Source organism: Streptococcus pasteurianus, from assembly GCF_004843545.1.
GTDB classification, from domain to species: domain Bacteria; phylum Bacillota; class Bacilli; order Lactobacillales; family Streptococcaceae; genus Streptococcus; species Streptococcus pasteurianus.
Window position 1 is genome coordinate 1,989,454 of sequence record NZ_CP039457.1, and the last position, 24,349, is coordinate 2,013,802.

Below are 24,349 nucleotides of genomic sequence, written 5' to 3' on the forward strand. Positions count from 1 at the left end.
GATGGAATCTTTCTTTGGCATTCTAAAGTCCGAAATGTTTTATACGGGAAGTCTTATCAGTCTCTTGATGCGTTTGAGAAAGCCATTACAGACTATATTTTTTACTATAACAATAAACGAATCAAGACAAAACGAAAAGGATTCAGCCCTATGCAATATAGAACTAAATCCTTTCAATAATTAATTGTCCAACTTTTAGGGACCAGTACAGTTGTCTAAGGGGGGATTTTTATAACAACGCAGCCAAAATCAAAATAAGATTTAAAACGACATACGAACCTGCCGCAAGCCAACGTTGCCAAGGTTTAAACATATCTTTTTCTACAATTGTTGGTAAAAAGATAGCACATAAAATACCACCAACAAGACCGCCAATATGTCCGATAATCCCAACACCTGGGGTGAATAAATTAAAAAGTAAATTAATCAAAATCAACAATTGGTAATTGCGCCCCAATTCTTTCAAAAAAGAATTTCTACCAAAATAGCCAACTACCATAATAGCTGCAAAGACACCAAATAGCGATGTTGAAGCACCTGCTGCAATCACATTTGGCGTAAAGAAAAGGGTAAAGGCATTTCCAACCACTCCTGATAGCACATAAAGCGCTAAAAATTTATGATGCCCCCAAATCTGCTCTGCAATTTGCCCAACAAAATAAAGCGTTAAGGCATTAAAGAAAAAATGTTCCCAACCAATATGAACAAAAATTGGTGTCACTAAGCGCCACAATTGTGTCGGGACTAGGCTAACATAAGCACCATACATGCCACCAAAATTAAGGATCGCTTGCCCAGAGGTCGCATTGCCAAAATAAACAATCTGCATTGCCAAAAAGACAAGTATTGTTAAAACCAGTAAAAATATCGTTATTGGATTTCTTTTAATTTCATTTTTCATCTACTAAAAACCTCCTTCACAGCCATATCATGACAATCTGCCTGAAACTCTACTTTCTGAAACTCATAAATCGTGCTAACGGTATGTCCGTCATAATCAGCCAAATAACGGTCATAGTAACCGCCGCCATATCCGATACGAAAACCAGCCGGATTGAATCCTACGCCTGGGACATGAATGACATCAATTTGCGACTTATCCACAGCATTAGCTACCGCTGGCTCCCACAGACCAAACCTTGTTTTCACCAAATTATCCTTATCGTAAGGGCAAAAAATCATTTTTCCTTTGGAATAAGTCTTGGGAACAAGAATTTTTTTCCCATCTTTTTGGGCTTGATTGATTAACAATTGCGTATCGTATTCAAAATCAAAAGCTAAATACGTTGCGATTGTTTGCGCATTTTGATAAGCTGCTGACGCGACTAAATCTTCTAACAAAGCCTTATCTTTAGTAGCTTTCTCCGCCTTGTCATGCTCTTTTAACTGAGTCAGAATAGCTGCTCTTAACTGTGATTTTTCCATGCTATTATGATAACACAAAACTGGATTTTTACTTAGCAAAAATCTTAAAATTTATTTTAAGGTTTCTTTAAGATTTTTCCGATAAAATATAAATATCCTAAATAGCGGTTCTCCCAAACCGCTGGGAATAAACTCTTTTGGGATTTATTCCCTTTTCATAAATCTCCTGGACATGATTGATAAAATCATGTCCTTCCCTTTTAAAGTCGCTAACTCCCAATGGCGACTTTTTTTGTTCCCTAAAAAAGAACTCGAGAATGAAACACTCAAATTCTTTTAGCTATCACTACTTTGCTTTTTCTTTAAGAAAGGCTGAAATTTCACTAACCGCAAATGGTAAGGCAGCTTCATTTGGACTCATTTGTGGGTGATGAAGCGCATAAGGCGTATCAACACCAAGCCAAAACATCACACCGGGAATTTTATTTAAAAGATAACCAAAATCTTCTCCAGTCATCGCAGGCGGGCAATCAATCAAATTAACAGCCTCTCGATTTCGGAAAAACACCATTAAGTCTTGTGCCAACTCTGGGTTATTTTCCACAGGCAAATAGCCTCCTTGCTTCAAATGGACATCAACTTCCATGTCAAAGCTGGCAGCAACGCCTTTGGCAATTTCCGTTAAACGTTTTTGAATATGCAAGCTCATATCCTGCGTCAATGTTCGAATGGTACCATGCAAACGCGCTGTCTCGGCAATGACATTGTTAGTTGTTCCAGCATGGAAAGAACCAAAAGTCACCACACCACCTTGAATTGGGTCAACATTACGGCTAACAATTGTCTGTACTTGCGTGACAAAATACGAAGCAGCAACCAAAGCATCATTTGCTTCATGTGGAAAAGCAGCATGTCCTCCTTTTCCTTTAAAAGTCACCAACACTTCGCAAGTTCCTGCAAACAATGTTGAGGTATTGGTCGCAATATCACCAACCTTGAAATCAGGGCGAACATGAAGTCCATAAAATTCATCTGGTTTCCAATCACCAAAGGCATTATCTTGATACATGAGCATGCCGCCTGCTTCATTTTCCTCTGCTGGTTGGAAAAGAAAGAGTAAATTATTTTTGGGCTGTACTTGCACCAATTCATTAAGTAAACCAAGCGCAACGGTCATGTGCATGTCATGCCCGCAAGCGTGCATACGCCCCTCATGCTGGCTAGCAAACGCCAACCCAGTTTCTTCTACAATAGGCAAAGCATCAATATCTGTTCGCCAACCAATCGTCTTTTCAGGAGCTGAGCCATTTAAAAAGACAAGAATGCCAGTTCGCCAAGTACGTTGCTCTACAAAACCTTTTCCAGCCGTAATTTCTGCAATACGCTCCAACAGATAAGCTTGTGTTTTAAATTCTTCCAAACCAATTTCAGGAATCTGGTGCAAATCACGGCGGATATTAACTAAATCTAAAGTCATATTTTTTCCTTTATTTTTAAAAGCTTGAGAGAAGTTCTCAAGCCTTTACTTCCTTTATTACAAATTACGCAAAGCGTCTTCGAGTGCTGTTTTTTGTTGTGTTTTGGCATCAATTTCTTTGATGACACGCGCTGGAACACCTGCTACAACAACATTTTCAGGGACATCTTTGGTAACAATAGCTCCCGCAGCAACAACAGAACCATTACCGACTTGAACCCCTTCGATAACGACCGCATTAGCACCGACAAGGACGTTGTCTCCGATACGCACAGGGTCAGCTGAAGCTGGTTCAATTACACCTGCAAGAACGGCACCTGCACCGATATGGCTATTTTTACCAACAATGGCACGACCACCAAGAACAGCACCCATGTCAATCATTGTTCCTGCACCGATTTCAGCACCAATATTAATCACAGCTCCCATCATAACAACCGCATTGTCTTCGATTGTCACTTGGTCACGAATGATAGCCCCCGGTTCGATACGAGCGTTAATACGGCGTTTATCAAGCAATGGCACAGCTGAATTACGACCATCTTGTTCAACAATATAGTCTTTATTTTCAGTCAAGTTTGCTAAAAGTGGCTCAATGTCTTTCCAATCACCAAAAAGCACATTACCAAGCTTAATGACACTTTCTGGAACAGCTGCTGCTAATTCACCTTCAAATGTCACTTTAACATTTGTTTTTTTCTCAGCATTTCCGATAAATGCGATAATTTCTTGAGCAGTCATTTTTTGTGCAGTCATATTTAAGATACCCAGAGCGTTGAAGCGGCTCACAGAGCCTTTCAATCGAGAAAAAGTAAAGCAGAACATCTACTACTAACCAGTTTTCCCTTTTAGCTCAGATACAGTTATTCAAAACTCCCCTTGCTAAACACTCAAATCCTTCTAATTCAAATTTTATTATATAATTTACTATTATAACAAATATTCAGAAAATTTGGAAAGAAATTTGGTTATTTATTCACCCCGAATAATTTTTTCACGCAAAAAAGCTCCCTTGCGGGAGCTTCAGATTGAAGAAAAAGTCCATTTTGGATATTTTTCTTCAATCTTTTTTTCTTTTTGTTAAAAAATAAAAACCCTTAGGAACACCGTTATATCAGCATTTCTAAGAGTTTATTCAAATCGATAGATACACTCTAAATTTACAATATTTATACTGCTGAGAGGGTTTGTCTACGCTCTGAAGCTCCCTTGCGGGAGCTTTTTTATCTATGTTAATGATGAATTAAAGACGTGCGTTCAATTCTTCTGACAAGTCTTCAAATCCTGGTTTACCAAGAAGAGCAAACATGTTTTTCTTGTATGCTTCTACACCTGGTTGGTTGAATGGGTTAACAGCGTTAAGGTAACCTGAAAGACCGATAGCCAACTCGAAGAAGTAGATTGTGTAACCAAGAGTGAATTCATCTTGTTGAGGAAGTGTCAAGAACATGTTAGGAACACCACCGTCAGTGTGAGCAAGAAGAACACCGTCAGTTGCTTTTTTGTTTACGAAGTCAACGTCTTTACCTTGAAGGTATCCAAGACCGTCAAGGTCTTCTGACAATTCAGGGATAACAACGTTTTTACGTGGTTTGTCAATACGAACAACTGTTTCGAAGATGTTACGGTAACCTTCTTGGATAAATTGACCAAGTGAGTGAAGGTCAGTTGAGAAGTTAGCAGATGTTGGATAGATACCTTTTTGGTGTTTACCTTCTGATTCACCAGCTAATTGTTTCCACCATTCACCGAAGTATTGAAGTGATGGTTCGTAGTTAGCCAAGATTTCAGTGATGTAACCTTTACGGTAAAGAATGTTACGAATAGCAGCATATTGATAAGCGATGTTTTCTGAAATTTCAGCAGAAGTCAATTCTTGACGTGCAGCGTTAGCACCAGTCATAAGAGCTTCGATGTCGATACCAGCGGCAGCGATTGGAAGAAGACCTACAGCAGTCAATACTGAGAAACGTCCACCAACGTTATCTGGAACAACAAATGTTTCCCAATCGTTAGCAACAGCTTCAACTTTAACAGCACCTTTAGCTTTATCAGTTGTAGCGTAGATACGTTTGTTAGCTTCTTCTTGACCGTATTTTTCAATCAAAAGTTCTTTAAAGACACGGAAAGCAATAGCTGGTTCAGTTGTTGTGCCAGATTTAGAGATAACGTTTACTGAGAACTCTTTATCTTTAACGTATTCCACTAATTCTGCAAGGTAAGTTGACGAAATTGAGTTACCAGCGTAAAGAATTTGTGGACCTTTACGGTCTGCAGATGCTTGAAGGTTATAGAAGTGGTTGCTCAAGAAGTCGATAGCCGCACGAGCTCCAAGGTAAGAACCACCGATACCGATAACAACAAGAACTTCGCTGTCTGATTGAATTTTTGCAGCAGCTTTTTGGATACGCGCAAATTCTTCTTTGTCGTAGTTTTCAGGAAGGTCTAACCAACCAAGGAAGTCAGAACCTGGACCTGTACCTTTGCGCAAGTATTCGTCAGCAGCGTTGACTTGTGGTTGCATGAAGTCGATTTCTTCTTGTTCGACGAATTGACCCAAAAGTTTTGAATAATCAAATTTAATATGTGTCATTACAATACTCCTCAAAAAATTAAATTTCTCTTCTATATTACTCTTTTATGCATGATTTTTCAATGATTTTTACTAAATTATCTCATTTAAACAAAGCGTTTACCAAGTTGCTGAAAACTTTCATGGAACAACCATTTTGCGATGAAAATTTCATAGATTTTTACAGTTATAGCCACGTCACAACACAGATGACACTTGATTTATCTAAACGATTAAACACAATTAAAATATTTTAATTCCTGCCCCTTTTAGTCTCTTAAATAAAAAATAACCCTCTGAAACGATTAATTTCAAAGGGTTTTAGTTTTATATACAAAAAGAGCACACACCTACAATCGCTTAGGGCTGCTGGATTCCTCCCCTGACCCACTTCACGCGCAGATGTTGCTCCGAAGAATATTATATCATAATTTCTAGATTATGCAAACTAAGACTGTTCTTGGGCAGCTTGCTTGGCTGCTTTTTTCTTTTCACGGTTTTTACGGAAAAAATCTTGCATGATAGCTGCACATTCGGTCTCTAAAATCCCAGTCTCCACTTCCACTCGATGATTGAGACGAACGTCCGTCAGAATATCATAAAGGCTGCCTGCACCGCCAAATTTTTGATTGGCAGCCCCATAAATCACTTGCGGAATGCGGGCAAGCCCAATAGCTCCACTACACATCACGCAAGGCTCAATGGTCACAAATAGGGTGCTATCTAGCAAACGCCAATTGCCTTCGTTTTCATTGGCATCATCAATCGCCATGATTTCAGCATGCAAAATAGCTTTCTGACGTTCTTCACGCGCATTGTGGCCACGTCCAATGATATCACCGTTTTTCACGATAATACAGCCAATTGGGATTTCCTCTTTTGCTAGCGATTTTTGCGCTTCCTTGAGCGCTTCTCGCATGAAATATTCCTTTTCTTCTTGTGTAAATTCAGCCATTATAGCTCACCAAGTTGCCATGATTTGTGTGGCTCAGCCAAATCAACAGAAACACCGTCAGCATAATTTTCTGCTTCTTCTTTAAGCATTTGAAGGTGATTTTCGGCATCAATGCCTTGCGGTGGAACTGGTGGCGTGTGCGTCAAGACAAGAGATGTCACACCTGCAGCCTTGGCAATTTGCCCTGCTTCTTTGGTTGTCAAATGCGCTGGATGATTTTCATTTCCTGCATAAAGGTAAACATCTGCCAAAAAGAGGTCAGCGCCTGCAGCAAATTTATCCAAGCCTTCAAAATAGCCCGTATCACCAGTGAAAACAAGTGTTTGCCCTGTTGCATGTTCGACAATACGAAAAGCGTAGCAAGGAACAGGGTGAACGGTTTTGATAAAGGTAATGTCGAATGGACCAATCTTCTCAACGCCGTTGACATCATAGGCTTTCCCTTGAGAAACACCGTCTAAAGTCAGTTTAGCAAATTCTTGTTCATCTTCGGTGTGTCCGTAGATTGGCAAAATTTTAGGCTCCCAGAGATGTTTGGGATATAGTTGGAAATAATGGCGTAGCACGCCTAAATCAGCAACATGGTCAGGATGATAATGTGAAATAATCACCGCATCCAAGTCAAGTGGGCTGATTTCTTTTTCTAATTCTGTGACAGCGCGACTTCCACAATCCATAAGCAATTGAAAACCGTCCTCACTCGTAACGAGATAAGAGGTCGTTCCGCCGTCTTTGTATGGGTAAGCTCCCCAGCAACCAAGTGTTGTGAGTTTCATCGTAGAATCCTCCTCTAGTAATGCTTACTCACATTATAACATTTTTTGAAAACTATCTCTTACGGCACTATCAGTCTATCTTTAAATTTATAGGCTACAACACTAGCAATAATTGCCTTAATCGTATCTCCTGGGATAAATACAAGATTTGATAAAAGAGAAGTCAACAAAGGTGTGTGTATATAAACAGATAGATAAATTGCTCCCACCACATCAACAAATAAAACACCACCTAGTAAAATTGCAATTAAATTATTAATAAAAGATGATGTCTTAAAAATTTTCAAAATCACATTGATTAGAATTGGCACAAAAAACCAAGCAACCACATAACCAGCCGTTGGTCCAGCAAAAACAGCAAACAAGGTACTACCAGAAAAAGCCGGAATAAACATCCCCAAAAGGAAAAACAGAAGAATCGACAGGCACCCTTTTTTCCAACCTAAGAGCACACCTGCTAACATGATTCCCAAATTTTGCAAAACAATTGGAACAGGGATAAAACCCAGTGGAATGGCTGGAATAAAACCTAAAATGACAAGAATAGTTGTCATCATTGCTATATAAAGTAAATCTCTCACGTTTTTCATAAATTACTCCTTAAAATAAATGGTTTCGTGTAAGCGACAGTTTGGATTAAAGTCATGATAACAATATGGACAAGCCCCTTTTTTATACTCCGTGTAAGTTAAAAAATGGCGGCAATTACCACAAAAAACAGGTGAGGCAGCTTTTACCGAAACTGATTCAAAAGGGTGATTTCGTAGCTGATTATGACATTGATAGCAAGCAAAATAATCTTGGCACTTACCACATTTGAGAGCAACAATGTCCTGCTTTGTATGATAATGTTTACATCTTCCTTTACTATCAAGATTAATTCCATAAATTATCATAATCATCAACCTCCTAACAAAGTTTACTACTTTATTCGTTTTTAGTCAACCTATTTATTTTTATTAGTTAACTCTTTTTAAAATCTTCTCACTGATAAAGCGCAAAAAGTCTGGAGCAGCTTTGCCCCAGACTTGGTATGCTATTAGAAATTACGGTCACTCTTGTTATAGCCGTAGCGTTCAAAGAAATCCTCGCGGAATTCCAAAAGATTGTCATCCATGATAGCTTGACGAACTTTTTTCATCAAGTTGACAAGGAAGTAAAGGTTATGATAGCTTGTCAAACGAAGCCCAAAGGTTTCATCAGCTTTAAGCAAGTGACGAATGTAAGCACGTGTGTAATTGCGACATGTGTAGCAATCACAATCATGGTCAAGTGGTGTGAAATCTTCTGCGTAAGCTGCATTTTTAACCACCAAACGCCCTTCACTTGTCATACATGTTCCATTTCGAGCGATACGTGTTGGAAGCACGCAGTCAAACATATCCACACCGCGAATAACACCGTCAATCAAACTATCTGGTGCACCAACGCCCATAAGGTAACGTGGTTTATTTTCTGGCAACATTGGCACTGTGAAATCAAGCACCTCATTCATTTCTTTGTGTGATTCTCCAACGGCAAGTCCACCAATTGAATATCCTGGGAAATCCATGCTGACCAAGTCACTAGCTGATTGGCGACGAAGGTCTTTGAAACCAGCACCTTGCACGATACCAAAAAGCCCTTGGTCATGTGGACGACGATGTGCTTTCAAGCCACGTTCAGCCCAACGACTTGTACGTTCGATTGATTTTTTAACGTAATCATACGGTTGGTAGAATTGAGGGCATTCATCAAAGCTCATCATGATGTCCGAGCCAAGATTATTTTGAATAGAGATGGCTTTTTCTGGTGAGAGGAACATTTTAGCACCGTTAAGGTGGTTTTTAAAGGTCACCCCTTCCTCAGTGATGTTACGTGTATCAGCCAATGAATACACTTGGAAACCACCACTATCAGTCAGAATCGCTTGGTCCCAATTCATAAATTTATGAAGTCCACCAGCGCGAGCGATTAATTCGTCACCTGGACGTAACCAGAGGTGATAAGTATTTGATAAGATAATTCCTGAACCCATTTCCTTGAGTTCTTCTGGCGATTGTGTTTTAACTGTTGCTTGCGTTCCAACAGGCATAAACATTGGCGTTGGAAATGTGCCGTGGGGTGTGATAATTTCACCCAAACGAGCACCTGTGTGTTTTTCTTTCTTAATTAAGCGATACTTAATCGGATAATCTGTCATTTTTTTCTCCTAGCTACCACAAAAAACAGTTGTGGGCATTTTTTATATTGTCATGATTAAACAGTAATCAGACTGAGAATTTGAGACTGAAAAGCTCATTAATCTCTTGCCTTGTATTATAAAAAATACAAAGTACAACCTCTACGATTTTACCAAAAATCACATCTTTTGTCATGTCTTTATGGTTTAGTGTGTTATATCTAATACAATATGATATAATTAAAAACGTGGAAGTAATTATTTTTTTTAAGGGATAATAAAGGAGGACCATTATGAAAGCTTCAGAAACACGTCGAAAAGCTAGAGAATTTCTTAAAACTCTCTCTGGTAAATACCAACTGTTTATTGTTTCTATTGTTTTAGCGATTCTTACCGTTTCAATTTCTTATCGTCAAACAATTTTCACAACAAGCCACGGTACTGAATTTAGCATCACAGAATCTGTTCCAAGTATCATTGGCATTCTATCTGCACTATTTCTTGCGTCGGCAAGTTATGCTGTACTTGACGTAATTCGCTTCAAACGCAACCACGTCGAAGTAGGAGACAACATGATTGTCTTTTCAAACGAACTATTTGGGAAATACGTTTTGACAGCTATTTTAAAATGGCTATTTCTCTTCTTATGGTCTTTGATTGCTGGTGTCGGAATATTTATTTTTACTATCGGAGTTACTTATGCAGCTGTAGATGATTCTGCTGCAGGATGGATTATTGTGATTATCGGTTTGATTGCGATGATGGCGGGATTTGTACTTGCTATTATGAAAAACTATTCATACTGCATGACAACTTATATTCTTTATGATGATGTCCAAAACGGCACTTATGAAGGTCCTCGTAGCGTTATTGATAAGAGTACAAAACTGATGAAAGGAAATAGATGGCGTTTCTTCTGCTTACAATTTAGCTTCATTGGTTGGTACATCTTAACAGGAATCACTTGTGGTTTGCTTTACTTCTACACACTACCATACATTACAACAGCCAACCTCTTCTTCTACGAAGACTTACTAGAAAATGCTGAATAATATAACAAATCACCTTAGCAAGGCTAGGGTGATTTGTTATATTATTCAGGTTTATGACCAAAATCCAATTTGAACCTTTACTTATCCTCTCGATAAGTCATAAAAAATTCGCCTGCTGCTTTTAGTTTTTCTTGACATTTTGGGCAAATGCCGTAAGCTGTCAGTTGAATTTTTGTGATTTGATAACCTGTTTGTTCATAAGCTTCTTTGCCAATATCAATGGCATCAACATCCATAAAATCAGCAATTTCACCACAGTTTTTACAAACAATGTTAATGTGCTGATGTCCCATAAAATCATAGTAAGTTGTGGTGTCGTTTGTTACTTTTAACTCGGCAACAAATCCTTCATCAACCAATACTTTCATATTGTTATAAACCGTTGCTAAACTCATATTAGGGTGTTCTGGCAATAGGTCTCTATAAATTTTATCGACACTAGGGTGCTCATGACTATTTATAATATAAGCAATAATGGCTTTGCGAGTCTCCGTTATACGGATATGTTTCTTTTTGAGATGCTCAATGACATTCTCATAGGCATCCAAAGGACGGTGGTGAGTGTGAACATCCATTATAGCTCTCCTTATCTAATTTACTAAGTTAATTATAACATAGTTTAAAAAAGTACATGTCAAGACACGCTCACCTATTTTATGATAAAAATCAGACAATTTCAAGTTACTGAGATATTTTTTAGAAAAAATTGATGAAATTGTCTTTTGAGATATTATTTTTGATTTTTTGTAAATATCGACATAAAATTCTTGACTGTTTCTTGCCTTTGGTTTTATAATATATTTATCGTTAACGACATAAAAATAAATAAAAGGAGAAAAAACAGGTGACAAAAATATTTAAAACTTTGGACGATTTTTTAGGAACTCACTTTATTTACACTTACGATAATGGTTGGGAATACGAATGGTATGCTAAAAATGAACACACTGTTGATTATCGTATTCATGGCGGTATGGTTGCGGGGCGTTGGGTCAAAGACCAAGAAGCTAATATCGTTATGCTCACAGAAGGCGTTTATAAAGTTGCTTGGACAGAACCAACTGGTACTGATGTTGCCCTTGATTTCGTGCCCAATGAGAAAAAATTGAACGGTACGATTTTCTTTCCTGCTTGGGTTCATGAACATCCTGAAATTACGGTTTGCTTCCAAAATGAACACATTGATTTAATGGAAGAATCTCGCGAAAAATACGCTACTTATCCAAAATTAGTCGTTCCTGAATTTGCTCACATTACCTATATGGGTGATGCGGGGCAAAATAACGAAGATGTCATCTCTGAAGCACCATACGAAGGCTTACCAGACGACATTCGTAACGGGAAATACTTTGATGATAATTACAAACGTTGGAAAAAATAATTATCTAATCTGACGAATTCTTGCTATACTAGTTATAAACAACTATTCATTACAAGGAGGTCTTATGCCTAAAGAACGTCTCTTACCCTATATCATTTTGGGGATTGTCAAACATTCTTCACCGATTACTGGGCAGGCTATTACGAAACAATTTGACAATGAGATTGGCGAATTTTGGCGTGCTTCTCATAGTCAGATTTACCCTGAATTAAAACGTATGTCCAATGACAATTGGCTCAAACAAACGACCTCTGAAGATAATGCTAAGGAAAAATATTACCAATTAACGAGTGAGGGGGAAGCAATTCTTTCTAACTGGTTAGAGGAGACGGTCGAGGAAGCGCCTATTCAAAAGGACCTTTTCTCTTTAAAAATGTTCTTTATCCACGACCAAGCTAACCCGCGAATTTTGTCCTTATTAGAGGAAGAACGTCAGATTTTGCTAGAACAGCTGGCGCATTTTAAAATGCGAGAAAAATTACTTTTTTCAAGCTCGAAAGATATTGAGCGTGCCTACGGTCACTACCTTATCCTAAGCCGCGCCATTTCCCGTGTTAGCAGTCAATTGAGCTGGATTGAGGACACTATCCAACAATGGCAGAAACAGAATAAAAACTGAGAGTCGCTTTTTGCGGACTCTCAGTTTTTTTGTTAGCTTACAAGCCTTGATATTCAATCTTGATGCATTTGTTCATGACAATTTTATCACGTCCTGCGGCTTGTAAAATATCAGCAGCTTCTTGACTTTCTAGACCAAGTTGCACCCAAAAAATGTCGGCATCTGTTTCAATGAAATCTTTGGCAACTTCTGGTAGAAATTCACTTCGTCTGAAAACATCAACAATGTCAATGTGGACAGGAACGTCTTGAAGTTTAGCATAAGCTGTCTCGTTTAAAATTTTCTGTCCTGCTAATCTTGGATTGACAGGAATAATCGTATAACCAGCTTCTTGCATGATTTTTGAAACACCATAAGCTGGACTATTTTCACGATGTGATAAACCAACAACAGCAATGGTTTTGGCATTTTTTAAATAATCAGCAATCACATCTTGACTAGGATTTTGAAATGTTGTCATCTGGCTGCCTCCTTTGTATGACGTTTTTCTTAAGTATAACATAGTTAATGCAAAAACCAAGCTACCAAAGTTTGGTAGCTCGTTTTTTTATTTCTATTTTGCTTCGTACCATGTTTGTCCTGCATTTTCGTCTGCAATGAGGGGTACTGATAAGTCAATCGCTGATTCCATGGTTTCTTTGACCAATGTTTTAACGGCTTCAAGTTCGTCTTTTGGTACTTGAAGAATGATTTCATCGTGTACTTGTAAAAGCATTTTTGTCTTGAATTGACCGTCAACTAAGGCTTTGTCAAGGTTGATCATGGCAATTTTGAGAATATCAGCTGCACTACCTTGGATTGGTGAGTTGATAGCTGTGCGTTCTGCAAATTGACGAATATTGAAATTACGTGAATTAATATCTGGCAACTCTCGGCGACGGTGGAAAAGCGTTTCGACATAACCTTTGTCTTTGGCATCACGCACCACGCGCTCCATGTAATTTTTAATGCCTGGATAGCGTTCAAAATACGTTTCAATGTATTGTTTAGCCACTTTACGTGGAATGCCGAGGTTATTAGCAAGCCCATAATCCGAAATGCCGTAAACAATACCAAAGTTAACAGCCTTAGCATTACGACGGTCATTTGGTGTGACATCTTCTGTTTTTTCAATACCAAAGACACGCATGGCTGTTGACGTGTGAATGTCTGCTCCTTCACGGAAAGCCGCAATCAAATGCTCATCATTTGAAATGTGAGCCAGAACACGCAATTCGATTTGTGAGTAGTCAGAACTTAAAAGCACTTCATCTTCTGTCTCTGGGACAAACGCTTTACGAATCAAGCGCCCTTGTTCCAAACGTACTGGGATGTTTTGCAAGTTAGGGTCAACACTAGACAAACGACCTGTTTGCGTCAAATCTTGTAAGTAACGGGTGTGAATTTTACCATCCTGCAAAATGAAATCCTGCAAACCAACGATATAAGTTGATTGCAATTTGGCAATTTGGCGATATTCCAAAATTTTAGACACGATTGGCGAGATTGGCGCCAATCGTTCCAAGACATCCACCGCTGTTGAATACCCTGTCTTGGTTTTCTTCGTGTAGCTTGTTGGCAATTGCATCTTGTCAAAGAGCAATTCACCCAATTGTTTTGGCGAATTGATATTAAATTCCATGCCTGCCAAATCGTAAATTTCTTGTGTCAACTCATCGATAACAGCCTGATTAGAAGCTTCCATTTCTTGAAGCGTTGCTTTTTTAACCGAAATACCTGCAATTTCCATTTTAGCAAGGACATTTGCCAACGGTTGCTCCATGTCAAAGAGAAGGCTGGCTTGTTGGTGTTCTGTCAACTTGTCTAGCATGACTTTCTCAGAATGGTTCAAAACCACAATCTTACGTGCTAAATGGCTGAGCAGCACCGATTTTTCAGGAACGGCACGCTTAACCCCCTTGCCATAAACAGCTTCATCACTATCTAAAACATAATCCGTGTAAAGTCGTGCAATAGTTGACAGTTCATTGTCATCAACCGTTGATAGGAGGTATTTTGCCAAACGGCTGTCAAATGCTGGCGCTGGTAAATCAACACCAAAATGACTAAGCAAGACTTTGCTACGTTTGAAATCGTAAGTTTTGATTGGTTTAGCTAGCGCTGCTTTGAACAAATCGTCCTTGAGAAGGTCAAGATTGGTTGACGCATAAATCGCCTTGTCATTTCCCCAAGCAAAACCAATGATATTTTCAACGTGATAATTATCACCTAAAATTTCAAAATAGAAAAATTGGTCATCTGCGAACATATCCGCACTCAAGCTATCCACCTCGGTGTAGCTAACGTCGAATTTTTCTTGTTTCTTCGGAGCACCTAGATTGTCTTTAAATTGCTTGAAGCCCATTTCATCGTAAAATGGTACTAATTTGTCTAAATCTGGTCCTTGATAGTCGATGTCGTCCAAACCAATGGTAATCGGTGCACTGATATTGATAGTCGCCAAAGTCTTAGATAAGAAAGCTTGCTCTTTATCATTAATCAAGTTTTCTTTCATCTTAGATTTTTTCATACCGTCAATGTTTTCGTAAACACCTTCAAGGCTGCCGTATTCTAAGAGTAATTTAAGACCAGTTTTTTCGCCAATTTTTGTAACGCCAGGGATATTATCTGATTTATCCCCCATGAGCGCTTTAAGGTCAATGAATTGTTTAGGGGTGATTCCAATTTTTTCCATGAGGTAGGCTGGGGTGAATTCTTCAAATTCTGCCACACCTTTTTTGGAAATTTCAACGGTTGTGTTGTTATCAGCTAATTGAATAAGGTCTTTATCTCCGCTGACAATGGTAACGTCGTACTCGTCCTCATTTTCAGCTAATTTATCCAATGTTCCGATGATGTCATCAGCTTCATAATTTTCCAAATCATAGAAAGTAATGCCAAGCGCACTAAGCATTTCACGGATGTAAGGCAATTGCTCACGGAATTCATCTGGTGTTTTGGCACGACCTGCCTTGTAATCTTTGTACATTTCTGTACGGAAAGTCGTCTTACCAGCATCAAAAGCCACCAAAACGTGTGTTGGCTGAACTCTTTCTAATAAATGATTGAGCATGAGGTGAAAACCGTAAATGGCATTGGTATGCAAACCAGCACGGTTTTTAAAACGATCAATCTGATTATACAGTGCAAAAAAGGCACGATAAGCAACGGATGACCCGTCAATTAAAAGTAATTTTTTCTTGTTTTCCATGGTTTTATTATAACATATCTTGAGCTTTCATTTGGCTTTGGAAGGTTGAAGAAATCCTTTTTTCCAAATTTCTCTAAAATGACACACAATCTCCACTTTTATAACATTTTTCTTGTCTTGGAATTAATAAAGGCATTGATTTCAAGGATTATGGTGAATTTTCTGGTTTTTCTGTCTTTAGTAGAAAATAATCTTTCGCTTAAGTTTTCTTTAAGGCTAGCTTTTTATACTTTAACTATTCCTAAAACTTTCACAGCTAGATTTGCTAGCTAACGTTCACTTTAGCACCTCCCAAGCTAAGTGAATGTATCTTTTTCATAATCTCCTTAAAGTCTAGCCTCTGGCTAGGCTTTTTGTGTTGAAAAAAACACTTCCACTATACTGGAAGTGCCATTTTATCATTATAAATAATTCACTAAATACATCAAAATTGGGACGATGAGCATGGTGAGAAGGGTTGATTCGGTCACCATAATAGCTGCGTAATCTGCGTCTGCTCCGTAAAGTTTTGCGACAACGGGAGCGTTTGTCATGACAGGCATGGCTGATTGGATGATAAAGACTTGTTTCATTAGTAATGGCATTTGCGTGTGGCTAACAATCACCATCATTAACAGCGGAGCTACAACAAAACGTCCTAAAAGAACCAAAACATTGTCTTTACTAAAACGTAGACGTGACAGCCCTGCATTTGCCACCGAAATCCCAATAAAAATCATTGATAGCGGAATCGTAAGGTTGCCCAAATATTGAAAGTCGCTAAGTAAAAAGGCAGGCAGTTGGATGTTCAATAGCACCAAAATCACCCCAATAATAAAACCTAAAAGCGGTGGTGAGAAAATTTTTCGTAAACTGTCACGAAAGTCAATCGTGGCAGAATGACGTCCATCTTTTTGGATAAAATAAGTTCCAATCGTCCAAAAGAAAGTCGTGTTGCACATGTAATAAACCAAAACGTAAGGAATGCTCTTATCGCCAAAAAGGGCTTGATTGATAGGCAATCCCACAAAAATGGTATTGGAATTAAAAAACATAGAGACAAACAAGCCCTGATGTTTTTTATCTACAGCAAATAGCTGTGCTACCGCCATGGCAATCGCAAGCAGAATAATCATCGAAAGAGCAGGGAAACGCAATTGTGGTAGCATTTTTAACAATTCGTCAGCCGTGAAACGACCAACAATCGTATAAATCATGTAACATGGTAAAGCCACTTTGGTAACTAATTGTGCAATCAAAGAGGAGGTCTGGTCATCAAACCAACCTTTTTTAGCTAAAACATAGCCCACCATAACCATGACCAAAATAACTAAGACACCTGAAATACTGTTCACAAACGTTGTCATTACTTACTTCCTTTTAAACTAATTATTTTCAGTATAGCATATTTTCTTAGGTTTCTTAAGTACGGTTAAAAAATCACTTAAAAACGACTGTTTTCCAGTCGTTTTTAATGTTAGATATTAGCAAAAATAACTGCTGTATTAAGGGAGTAATCAAATACAGTAGGTATGAAAGCTCCTGAGGAAATTATAGGGAACTTTCTTTGTATCATAAAACATTATTAAAGGTGATTGACAGTGTTGACAATATTATCAACTGTGAAACCGTAGTGTTCAATCACCTCTGATGCTGGTGCTGAAGCTCCAAACGTATCAATACCGATGACTTTGCCGTCTAAGCCAACGTATTTATACCATGGTTGGGTTGCCGCCATTTCAATAGCAACACGTTTCCGAACAGCATTTGGGAGAATCATTTCTTTATATTCTGCTGGTTGGTCATCAAATAATTCTGTTGACGGTACTGAAACAACTCGAACCTTACCACCTTGGGCAACTAATTTTTTAGCCGCTTCTACCGCTAAATTAATTTCTGAGCCTGATGCTAAAAGAATGGTATCAAAATCTGCGCTTGACTCGTAAACAACATAAGCACCTTTTTCAACGGCAGTGAAACTTGTTCCTTTTTCAACAACTAGATTTTGACGTGTTAAAACAAGCGCTGTCGGCGTTGATTTTTGTGTCAAAGCATAGTGCCAAGCAGCCTGCGTTTCACGGGCATCTGCTGGGCGAAGCACTGTCAAATTTGGAATTGCTCGCAAACCTGATAATTGTTCAATTGGCTCATGAGTTGGTCCGTCCTCACCAACAGCAATGGAATCATGAGTAAAAACATAGACAACTGGCAAGCCTTGGAGAGCAGACAGACGCATGGCAGCTTTAAGATAATCAGAAAAGACAAAGAATGTCCCACCAAAAACGCGAAGCCCACCATGCAGTGCCATACCATTCAAAATAGTTGCCATACCAAACTCACGAACACCAAACTGAATATTGCGATTAAGTGGATGTTCAGCATCTTGTAAGCCATCATCGTTAATATAAGTCATGTTTGAATGAGCAAGGTCAGCTGAGCCACCAAGAAAATTAGGAAGAACCGCTGCTGCCGCATTAATCGCAGCTTGTGACGAGTGACGTGTTGCTTGTGAAAAGCCATCGTCAAAAACAGGAAAATCTGCTTCTGTGAGCGTTGCTGGGTCCTCTCCTCTAATAATAGCTTCAACTTCTTTAGCTTCATTTGGATAGGCTGTTTTGTAGGCTGCGAGCATTTCTAACCATTTTTGATATGCTGCAACCCCACGCTTCTCTACATTTTCTTTAAAATCATCATAAACCTCTTCGGGAACGTCAAACGGTGGATACTCCCAGCCAAGATGACGTCGTGTGGCAGCTATTTCTTCAGCACCGAGTGGAGCTCCGTGAACCGCATTGGTTCCACCTTTTGTTGGTGCACCGTAGCCAATCGTTGTTTTAATTTCAATCAAGCTTGGCTTGTTAGAAGCTTTTGCTTCTTCGATAGCAAGACTAATGGCATTGATATCTGTGCCATCTTCAACAATAGCAGTATGCCAACCATAAGCATTGTAGCGTGCACGAACATTTTCAGTAAAAGCAGCATTTGTCTCACCATCTAGGCAAATATCATTTGAATCATAAAGAACAATCAACTTATTCAATTGCTGTTTAGCTGCGTAAGACGATGCTTCGCCAGACACTCCTTCCATAAAGTCACCGTCACCAGCGATAACATAGGTATAGTGATTGAAAATTGGAAAATCTGGTTTATTGTATTTTGCAGCTAAGAAACGTTCCGCCTGTGCTAGTCCGACAGCCATAGAAATCCCTTGACCTAGTGGTCCAGAGGTTGCATCCACACCATCAGTATGACCGTATTCGGGATGACCTGGCGTTTTTGACCCCCATTGACGAAAATGTTTCAAATCATCAATCGTAACGTCGAATCCTGACAAATGAAGAAGAGCATAAAGCAACATTGAACCATGCCCTGCTGATAAAATGAAGCGGTCGCGATTAATCCAGTTTGAAACAGCAGGATTGACACGCAAATGTTTAGTGTAAAGACTGTATGCCATTGGAGCAGCTCCCATAACGACTCCTGGATGACCTGATTTGGCTTTTTCAATGGCATCAATTCCTAAAAAACGAATGGCATTAACAGATAATTGTGACATAATAATTCTCCTTGTGAAATCATTCTGCTAACTTTTAGGATTATTCACCCTTAAAAATTTTCCAATCCTGCATAAACTGTGTTAACCCTGAATCCGTCAAAGGGTGTTTGGTCATTTTATCAAAAACAGCATCTGGAATGGTAGCAATATGAGCACCTCGTTTCGCAACGTTCTCAACATGAACTGTATTACGAATACTTGCTGCAATGATTTCCGTCTCAAAGCCATAAAAATCAATGATTTCTCGCAAATCTGAAATCAATTGGTAAGCATCTGTACCGATGTCTTCCAGACGTCCAACAAATGGACTGATAAAGGTTGCACCAGCTTTGATAGCCATAAGCCCTTGAGATACCGTAAAAATAAGAGTGACGTTGGTTTTAATGTTTTCTTTTGAAAGCACATTGACTGCTTTCAACCCTTCCATTGTCATCGGAATTTTGACCACAATATTATCTGCCCATTTAGCAATATCACGCGCTTCAGTAATCATTTCTTCAGCTGTTACGCCTGTGACTTCTGCCGATACGGGACCGTCAACAATCTGGCAAATTTCCTTGATAACCGTCTCAAAATCACGCCCTTCACGGGAAATAATCGTTGGATTAGTCGTGACACCGTCCACGACACCTAGTTCATTAATCGTTTTAATCGCCGAAACATCAGCTGTATCTAAGAAAAATTTCATTGTTTGTCTCCTTTTCATTTTTTCTGATAAAATAAAGGGCTGATAACAACCCTTTATCCTACTAAAGTAAAGCTTTAAACTGGATATTTGAATCGTGCTCAAACACATCATCAAAACCACGTGGGTGGTGATATTCAATACGGTCTTTATCTTGTGGATAGACATATTTACCACCAACTTCCCAGATAAATGGGTGGAACTGATATTGTAGGCGTTCTTTGCGCATCTTCCAGAGAGCAAGGATTTCATCCGTTGAAGCCATAAAGTTTGACCAGATATCATAATGCACTGGAATGATAACCTTGGCACGAAGATTTTCAGCCATGCGAAGAAGGTCAATTGATGTCATCTTGTCTTGAATGCCAATTGGGTTGTCCCCATAATTGTTAATCGCAACGTCAATGTCGAAGTCCTTACCATGTTTTGCAAAATAATTTGAAAAATGTGAATCGGCACCATGATAAATCGTTCCACCTGGTGTTTCAAAGATGTAATTAACTGCCTTACGTGCCATCTCTTCATCTGTCACAGCAAGTCCTTTCAGACTATCATTATTTTCCTTGGCACCATCAACAGGAAGCGTCACAAGACACGTACGGTCAAAAGATTCAACAGCAGTCACTTTAACATCTTTAAATTCAAAGCTTTCTCCTGGTTTGATAATAATGATACGTTCTTCTGGAACACCCCATTTTTTCCAAATTTCCCCACATTCATAAGGTCCCACAAATTTAACGTGGTCAAGTTTTGGATTGTTTACAATGGCAGCAGCGGTATTGATATCAATATGGTCGCTATGGAAGTGAGAGACGAGGTAGTAATCCAATTCATTAATGGCAAATGGGTCAATAACCATTGGTTGCACGCGCAAGTTTGGTTGTAATTTACGAACCCCCGCCATATTTGCCATTTGATGTCCCCAAACCATATCTTTGACTTTCTTGGTTGATTTTCCTCGATTTGACCAGAGGTCCATAACAATATTTGCACCTCCTGGTGTCTTAATCCAAACACCACAATTACCTAACCACCACATAGCAAAATTATTTTCAGGAACGACTTCTTCTTCAATTTCTTCGTTGAGCCAAGTTCCCCATTCAGGAAAAGTATTTAAAATCCATGATTCACGTGTGATGTCTTTAACATTAGCCATTTTGCTTTCCTCCTATTTGTGTTGTTACGTTATTCATTTACAATAACAGTATAGTCTAGAAAGCGATTCCAAAAAAGACCAAGTATTACACGATGATGTGTTCATTTTTGGGCTGAAAGTTTTTAGCTATAGGGTTTTACTATTGATTTTCTAAAATATATATCCAACAAAAACTAATTTTTCTTTTCAAAATATATTTAACACTTAATTTACAGCTCAGCTAAGTAACTTAAAAGAGGTGAATAATCAACTTTACTAAAGTCACTGACATTGAATTCGAATAGCTTTCCTAATTTAAAATGGTTATAATCTCTAACATCAACTATATTTTGAAATTCAACTTTTGTGATTTGGTTATCAGCTAGTTCTCTATTATCAAGTGTATCTCCGAAATGATAGTGTGTCATAATATGACTTAAGTGCCTATCTTCCTCCCTATCACGCTTAAGGCGTCTTTCCCAAAGAACTTCAAAATCAGCAACTAACCTTACCGTTAAGATATCATAAGAATACTTTTTTGCTAACTCATTTAATTGTGATTTTTGTTTATTTGAGAATGGGTACTCACTCAAAATTACTTTCTTACCTACCATCATATAGGCATCAATTGCTTGATAATATGCTTTCCAAACAATGTTTTCCAAACTTGCTTTCTCAACAAGATTATTAAATCCCTTACTATCAGCAATATCCTCTTTAAGTTCATCAGGAGTAATTTTATATAATTTGGGCTGAATTTCTGTAATTAAGTTAACTAAATATGTTTTCCCAGTTGCTGGAGGTCCTGCAATCAAAATCAATGTTTTTTTCATGAGACTCTCCTTATTTTAAAGAACTGTCTATATTCATAAATAAGGTAAGTTTATGTTTAACAATTTCTTTAACTTTTTCATTACAAGGAATAATATTATGACGGAGTGATTTGTTTACCTCAGTTGCACCAAATTTTTCTTTAGCAGTATCAGTCCAATTGACTAATAGTTCAGTACCAACGTTAAACTTACGAATCCCATTATTAATTAGTTCAGAATAATCTTCTTCTTTAACACCTGTACCACCATGAATGACCAACGGCACATCTACCACACTATGAATTTCTTTAAGAAGAGATACTTTAACATTTGTTTTTGATTTAAACTGACCATGGTTTGTACCAATACCTACTGCCAATGCATCTACTCCTGTCTCAGAAACAAATGTAACCGCATCTTTAGGTCTAGTGTATTCTTTATCATCTTCTGCCACTGAAATACCTTCTTCAGTCCCCCCAATAGTACCTAGCTCTCCTTCAACAGAAACACCTCTTTTATGTGCATAATTAACAACAGCTTTAGTTTTAGCAATATTTTCTTTAAATGGTAGGTTAGATCCATCAAACATAACACTTGAATAACCTGCTTCAATTGCATCTTTAATTGCATCAAAATCTCGTGCATGATCCAAATGTAATGCGACATCTACCAAATTATTATCTGCCATTTGTTTACATACAGCAACAATGACATCATATCCAATATATTTAGCAGTATCAATACTAGTTTGGATAACAATCGGAACACCAACTTCTTTTGCAGCGCGAATCATGTCAGGGAGCATTTCTAAATTATGCATATTAAACGCACCTACTGTCATGTTTAAACGGTCAGCATAGTCTGTAATTTCTTTTAAATTTTTGTACATATCAATTTCTCCTATTTTGCTGTTAGTGTAAGTTTTTTCGCAATATTACGCATCTCATCCATTTTCCCCATATAATATTCAATGAGTTCGTCGTCATGAGCTACTGCAGCTTCCTTTCTTTTAAGATTATATAGAGACATCAACCTTTTATATCCATCTCCCATAGAAGGTTCTATTTCAAGGCTTCTTTCTAAACTCTCAATTGCTTCGTCCGTTTCAGAAACTTTATCATACAACAATCCTAAATTTTCAAAGTAAACTGCATCTTCTAAATGATATTCTTTTATAGCTAGTTGCTGTTCTATTTCTGAGTTGAAGTTCCTAATTTCTTCTTCTGTAAAACTGAAAGTTTTTTCCTCAATTTTTTTCGGACTTTTCTTCTTAAAAAAATCAAACATTTATTTAGCACCTCACAATTTCTTTGTTAATCCATCAACTAGAATAGTTTAAAGATAGGACTCAAAATCCAATAGTACAATAGAGCTGCTGTTACTGTGTCAACATCAGTTGCAGTGGCATTCGTAAAACCAAGGGTATTAAAAGCTGTTACTAATAAAGCTGGCAAAAGTGTAATGAAGAAGCCATGTGCAATACCACCAATGATTGCGCCCCGACGTCCACCTACTGCATTCCCAAATATACCTGCAGTACCACCAGCAAAGAAGTTAGTAAGCATACCAGGGAGAATCATTGCTAAACCAAACATTGGTAATACAAACATTGCAACTACAGTACCAATTGTTGTGGTAATAAAACCAAGAATAACTGCATTTGGTGAATAAGGGAAGAACACTGGACAATCCAATGCTGGAATAGCATCAGGCACTAATTTCATTGCAATACCACGAAATGCTGGTACAATTTCACCAAGAAGAAGACGAACACCTGCAAGAAGGATATAAATACCTACTACAAATTGAATTGCTTGCAAAAAGGCATACATCATGAAATTGGTATCTCCTGTATCAACTGCTCCTGAACCAGCAAATGCAGCAGTAATAAGATAAAGAGGGATCATAACTACCATAACTGATAAATAAGTATCTTGAAGAAACTCAAATGCTTTGGGCATCTCGATATCTTCAATAGACTTCCTATTTTCGCTACGCTCTCCAAAAATCTTAGCAATGCCCGCTTCAAATAAATATCCAATAGTACAAAAGTGACCAAGTGCTATATCATTATTTCCTGTTACTTGACGAATAATAGGTTGTGCAATTGCTGGCATTGCCACACTAAAGATACCACCTACAATACCGCCAATAATAATTAAAACTAAGCCTCGCAACCCTGCAAAGTAACCAAATACCGTAGTCATAGTTGCCATCCAAAGCAAAGCCTGACCCGTTAAAAATATATACTTCCACTTGGTAAAACGAGCAATCAAAATATTACAAATGAAAATAGTCAAGAACGTTAGCGCTATATCACTGCCAAGCCCCAGATTATTCATCGCTTGACCATTAATAGCTTCAATAGAGGGAACAATCCCCTGTGTATGGAAAGCTTTTTGGAAAATTTCACCAAAGTATGTCAAGCTAGTTTGTATAACACTTGAACCGGCACTCAACACTTGAAAACCTAGTAAAGTTTTCATCGTTCCTGAAATTACTTGACCTACTGATTTTTTTTGCAAGATAAGACCCAGACAAGCAATCAACGCAATTGTTATTGAAGCCTGCGTTAAGATGTTATCAATTATAAAATTTATAACTCCCATAATAGAATTCCTCCTATATTATAGA

At 38.1% G+C, this 24,349-nt stretch carries 24 protein-coding genes, 1 other RNA gene and 1 pseudogene; 4 read left to right on the forward strand and 22 right to left on the reverse strand.

The window, feature by feature from the left end:
* Position 1: 1 nt before the first annotated feature.
* A pseudogene (locus tag E8M05_RS10405) lies at positions 2–180 on the forward strand (IS3 family transposase); the annotation flags it as partial.
* A 49-nt stretch (positions 181–229) separates the two neighbouring features.
* On the opposite strand, the gene E8M05_RS10410 reads toward E8M05_RS10405, so the two are convergent.
* The 11 genes from E8M05_RS10410 to tgt form a co-directional block, all read right to left on the reverse strand.
* Positions 230–901: a rhomboid family intramembrane serine protease gene (locus E8M05_RS10410; RefSeq protein ID WP_058692554.1), complete on the reverse strand. Its 672-nt coding sequence runs from the start codon at positions 899–901 to the stop codon at positions 230–232.
* Positions 898–1,425: a 5-formyltetrahydrofolate cyclo-ligase gene (locus tag E8M05_RS10415; protein WP_003066720.1), complete on the reverse strand. Its 528-nt coding sequence runs from the start codon at positions 1,423–1,425 to the stop codon at positions 898–900. Before E8M05_RS10415 ends, E8M05_RS10410 begins: the two co-directional genes overlap by 4 nt.
* A gap of 286 nt (positions 1,426–1,711) precedes the next feature.
* Positions 1,712–2,842, reverse strand: coding sequence for an N-acetyldiaminopimelate deacetylase (locus E8M05_RS10420; RefSeq protein WP_041974266.1), 1,131 nt, complete (start codon positions 2,840–2,842; stop codon positions 1,712–1,714).
* Positions 2,843–2,899: 57 nt separating this feature from the next.
* Positions 2,900–3,598, reverse strand: a complete 699-nt coding sequence (gene dapD, locus E8M05_RS10425; protein ID WP_003066724.1) for a 2,3,4,5-tetrahydropyridine-2,6-dicarboxylate N-acetyltransferase — start codon at positions 3,596–3,598, stop codon at positions 2,900–2,902.
* Positions 3,599–4,085: 487 nt separating this feature from the next.
* Positions 4,086–5,435 carry a glucose-6-phosphate isomerase gene (locus tag E8M05_RS10430; RefSeq protein ID WP_003066726.1) on the reverse strand — a complete coding sequence of 450 codons (1,350 nt, stop codon included), beginning with the start codon at positions 5,433–5,435 and terminating at the stop codon, positions 4,086–4,088.
* Positions 5,436–5,745: 310 nt separating this feature from the next.
* An RNA gene (ffs, locus tag E8M05_RS10440) (signal recognition particle sRNA small type) lies at positions 5,746–5,831 on the reverse strand.
* Between the two features lie 31 nt (positions 5,832–5,862).
* Complete coding sequence (tadA, locus tag E8M05_RS10445) at positions 5,863–6,369, reverse strand: tRNA adenosine(34) deaminase TadA (protein ID WP_061100147.1); 507 nt, start codon at positions 6,367–6,369, stop codon at positions 5,863–5,865.
* On the reverse strand, positions 6,369–7,145 hold the full coding sequence (locus tag E8M05_RS10450) for an MBL fold metallo-hydrolase (protein ID WP_048791299.1): 777 nt from the start codon (positions 7,143–7,145) through the stop codon (positions 6,369–6,371). The genes tadA and E8M05_RS10450 overlap by 1 nt, the downstream gene beginning before the upstream one ends.
* A 59-nt stretch (positions 7,146–7,204) precedes the next feature.
* Positions 7,205–7,735: a biotin transporter BioY gene (locus E8M05_RS10455; protein WP_061100148.1), complete on the reverse strand. Its 531-nt coding sequence runs from the start codon at positions 7,733–7,735 to the stop codon at positions 7,205–7,207.
* A gap of 3 nt (positions 7,736–7,738) precedes the next feature.
* Positions 7,739–8,047 (reverse strand): CHY zinc finger protein, encoded by a 309-nt coding sequence (locus E8M05_RS10460; protein ID WP_082144671.1) that lies wholly within the window; start codon positions 8,045–8,047, stop codon positions 7,739–7,741.
* A 137-nt stretch (positions 8,048–8,184) separates the two neighbouring features.
* The gene (gene tgt / locus E8M05_RS10465; protein WP_003066739.1) at positions 8,185–9,327 is read right to left on the reverse strand and encodes a tRNA guanosine(34) transglycosylase Tgt; all 1,143 of its coding nucleotides are present in this window, start codon (positions 9,325–9,327) and stop codon (positions 8,185–8,187) included.
* Between the two features lie 272 nt (positions 9,328–9,599).
* On the opposite strand from tgt, the gene E8M05_RS10470 reads away from it, so the two are divergent.
* Positions 9,600–10,358, forward strand: coding sequence for a DUF975 family protein (locus tag E8M05_RS10470; RefSeq protein WP_003066741.1), 759 nt, complete (start codon positions 9,600–9,602; stop codon positions 10,356–10,358).
* A gap of 77 nt (positions 10,359–10,435) precedes the next feature.
* On the opposite strand, the gene perR is transcribed toward E8M05_RS10470, so the two are convergent.
* Positions 10,436–10,933, reverse strand: a complete 498-nt coding sequence (gene perR / locus E8M05_RS10475) for a peroxide-responsive transcriptional repressor PerR (RefSeq protein WP_003066743.1) — start codon at positions 10,931–10,933, stop codon at positions 10,436–10,438.
* 269 nt (positions 10,934–11,202) lie between these two features.
* Between perR and E8M05_RS10480 the strand changes: the two genes are divergently transcribed.
* Positions 11,203–11,739, forward strand: a complete 537-nt coding sequence (locus E8M05_RS10480; protein ID WP_003066744.1) for a phenolic acid decarboxylase — start codon at positions 11,203–11,205, stop codon at positions 11,737–11,739.
* A 64-nt stretch (positions 11,740–11,803) separates the two neighbouring features.
* On the forward strand, positions 11,804–12,358 hold the full coding sequence (locus E8M05_RS10485) for a PadR family transcriptional regulator (protein ID WP_003066747.1): 555 nt from the start codon (positions 11,804–11,806) through the stop codon (positions 12,356–12,358).
* Positions 12,359–12,395: 37 nt separating this feature from the next.
* Here the strand turns inward: E8M05_RS10485 and E8M05_RS10490 are convergent, their stop codons facing one another.
* The 10 genes from E8M05_RS10490 to E8M05_RS10535 all read right to left on the reverse strand — a co-directional run bounded on the left by E8M05_RS10490 (position 12,396) and on the right by E8M05_RS10535 (position 24,324).
* Positions 12,396–12,818: a CoA-binding protein gene (locus E8M05_RS10490; RefSeq protein WP_013852300.1), complete on the reverse strand. Its 423-nt coding sequence runs from the start codon at positions 12,816–12,818 to the stop codon at positions 12,396–12,398.
* A 93-nt stretch (positions 12,819–12,911) separates the two neighbouring features.
* Positions 12,912–15,548, reverse strand: a complete 2,637-nt coding sequence (gene polA / locus E8M05_RS10495) for a DNA polymerase I (RefSeq protein ID WP_013852301.1) — start codon at positions 15,546–15,548, stop codon at positions 12,912–12,914.
* 401 nt (positions 15,549–15,949) lie between these two features.
* Complete coding sequence (locus tag E8M05_RS10500; protein ID WP_013852302.1) at positions 15,950–16,894, reverse strand: AEC family transporter; 945 nt, start codon at positions 16,892–16,894, stop codon at positions 15,950–15,952.
* A gap of 218 nt (positions 16,895–17,112) precedes the next feature.
* Positions 17,113–19,083, reverse strand: coding sequence for a transketolase (gene tkt / locus E8M05_RS10505; protein ID WP_013852303.1), 1,971 nt, complete (start codon positions 19,081–19,083; stop codon positions 17,113–17,115).
* 40 nt (positions 19,084–19,123) lie between these two features.
* The gene (fsa, locus tag E8M05_RS10510) at positions 19,124–19,771 is read right to left on the reverse strand and encodes a fructose-6-phosphate aldolase (protein ID WP_013852304.1); all 648 of its coding nucleotides are present in this window, start codon (positions 19,769–19,771) and stop codon (positions 19,124–19,126) included.
* A 61-nt stretch (positions 19,772–19,832) separates the two neighbouring features.
* Positions 19,833–20,924, reverse strand: coding sequence for an L-ascorbate 6-phosphate lactonase (ulaG, locus tag E8M05_RS10515; protein WP_013852305.1), 1,092 nt, complete (start codon positions 20,922–20,924; stop codon positions 19,833–19,835).
* 209 nt (positions 20,925–21,133) lie between these two features.
* Positions 21,134–21,736, reverse strand: coding sequence for an AAA family ATPase (locus E8M05_RS10520; RefSeq protein ID WP_061100175.1), 603 nt, complete (start codon positions 21,734–21,736; stop codon positions 21,134–21,136).
* Positions 21,737–21,746: 10 nt separating this feature from the next.
* Positions 21,747–22,604 carry a class II fructose-bisphosphate aldolase gene (locus tag E8M05_RS10525; RefSeq protein ID WP_061100174.1) on the reverse strand — a complete coding sequence of 286 codons (858 nt, stop codon included), beginning with the start codon at positions 22,602–22,604 and terminating at the stop codon, positions 21,747–21,749.
* A gap of 11 nt (positions 22,605–22,615) precedes the next feature.
* Entirely contained in the window at positions 22,616–23,002 is a 387-nt protein-coding gene (locus E8M05_RS10530; RefSeq protein WP_061100173.1) for a tetratricopeptide repeat protein, read from the reverse strand.
* A gap of 38 nt (positions 23,003–23,040) precedes the next feature.
* On the reverse strand, positions 23,041–24,324 hold the full coding sequence (locus E8M05_RS10535; RefSeq protein ID WP_061100172.1) for a PTS sugar transporter subunit IIC: 1,284 nt from the start codon (positions 24,322–24,324) through the stop codon (positions 23,041–23,043).
* Positions 24,325–24,349 lie beyond the last annotated feature (25 nt).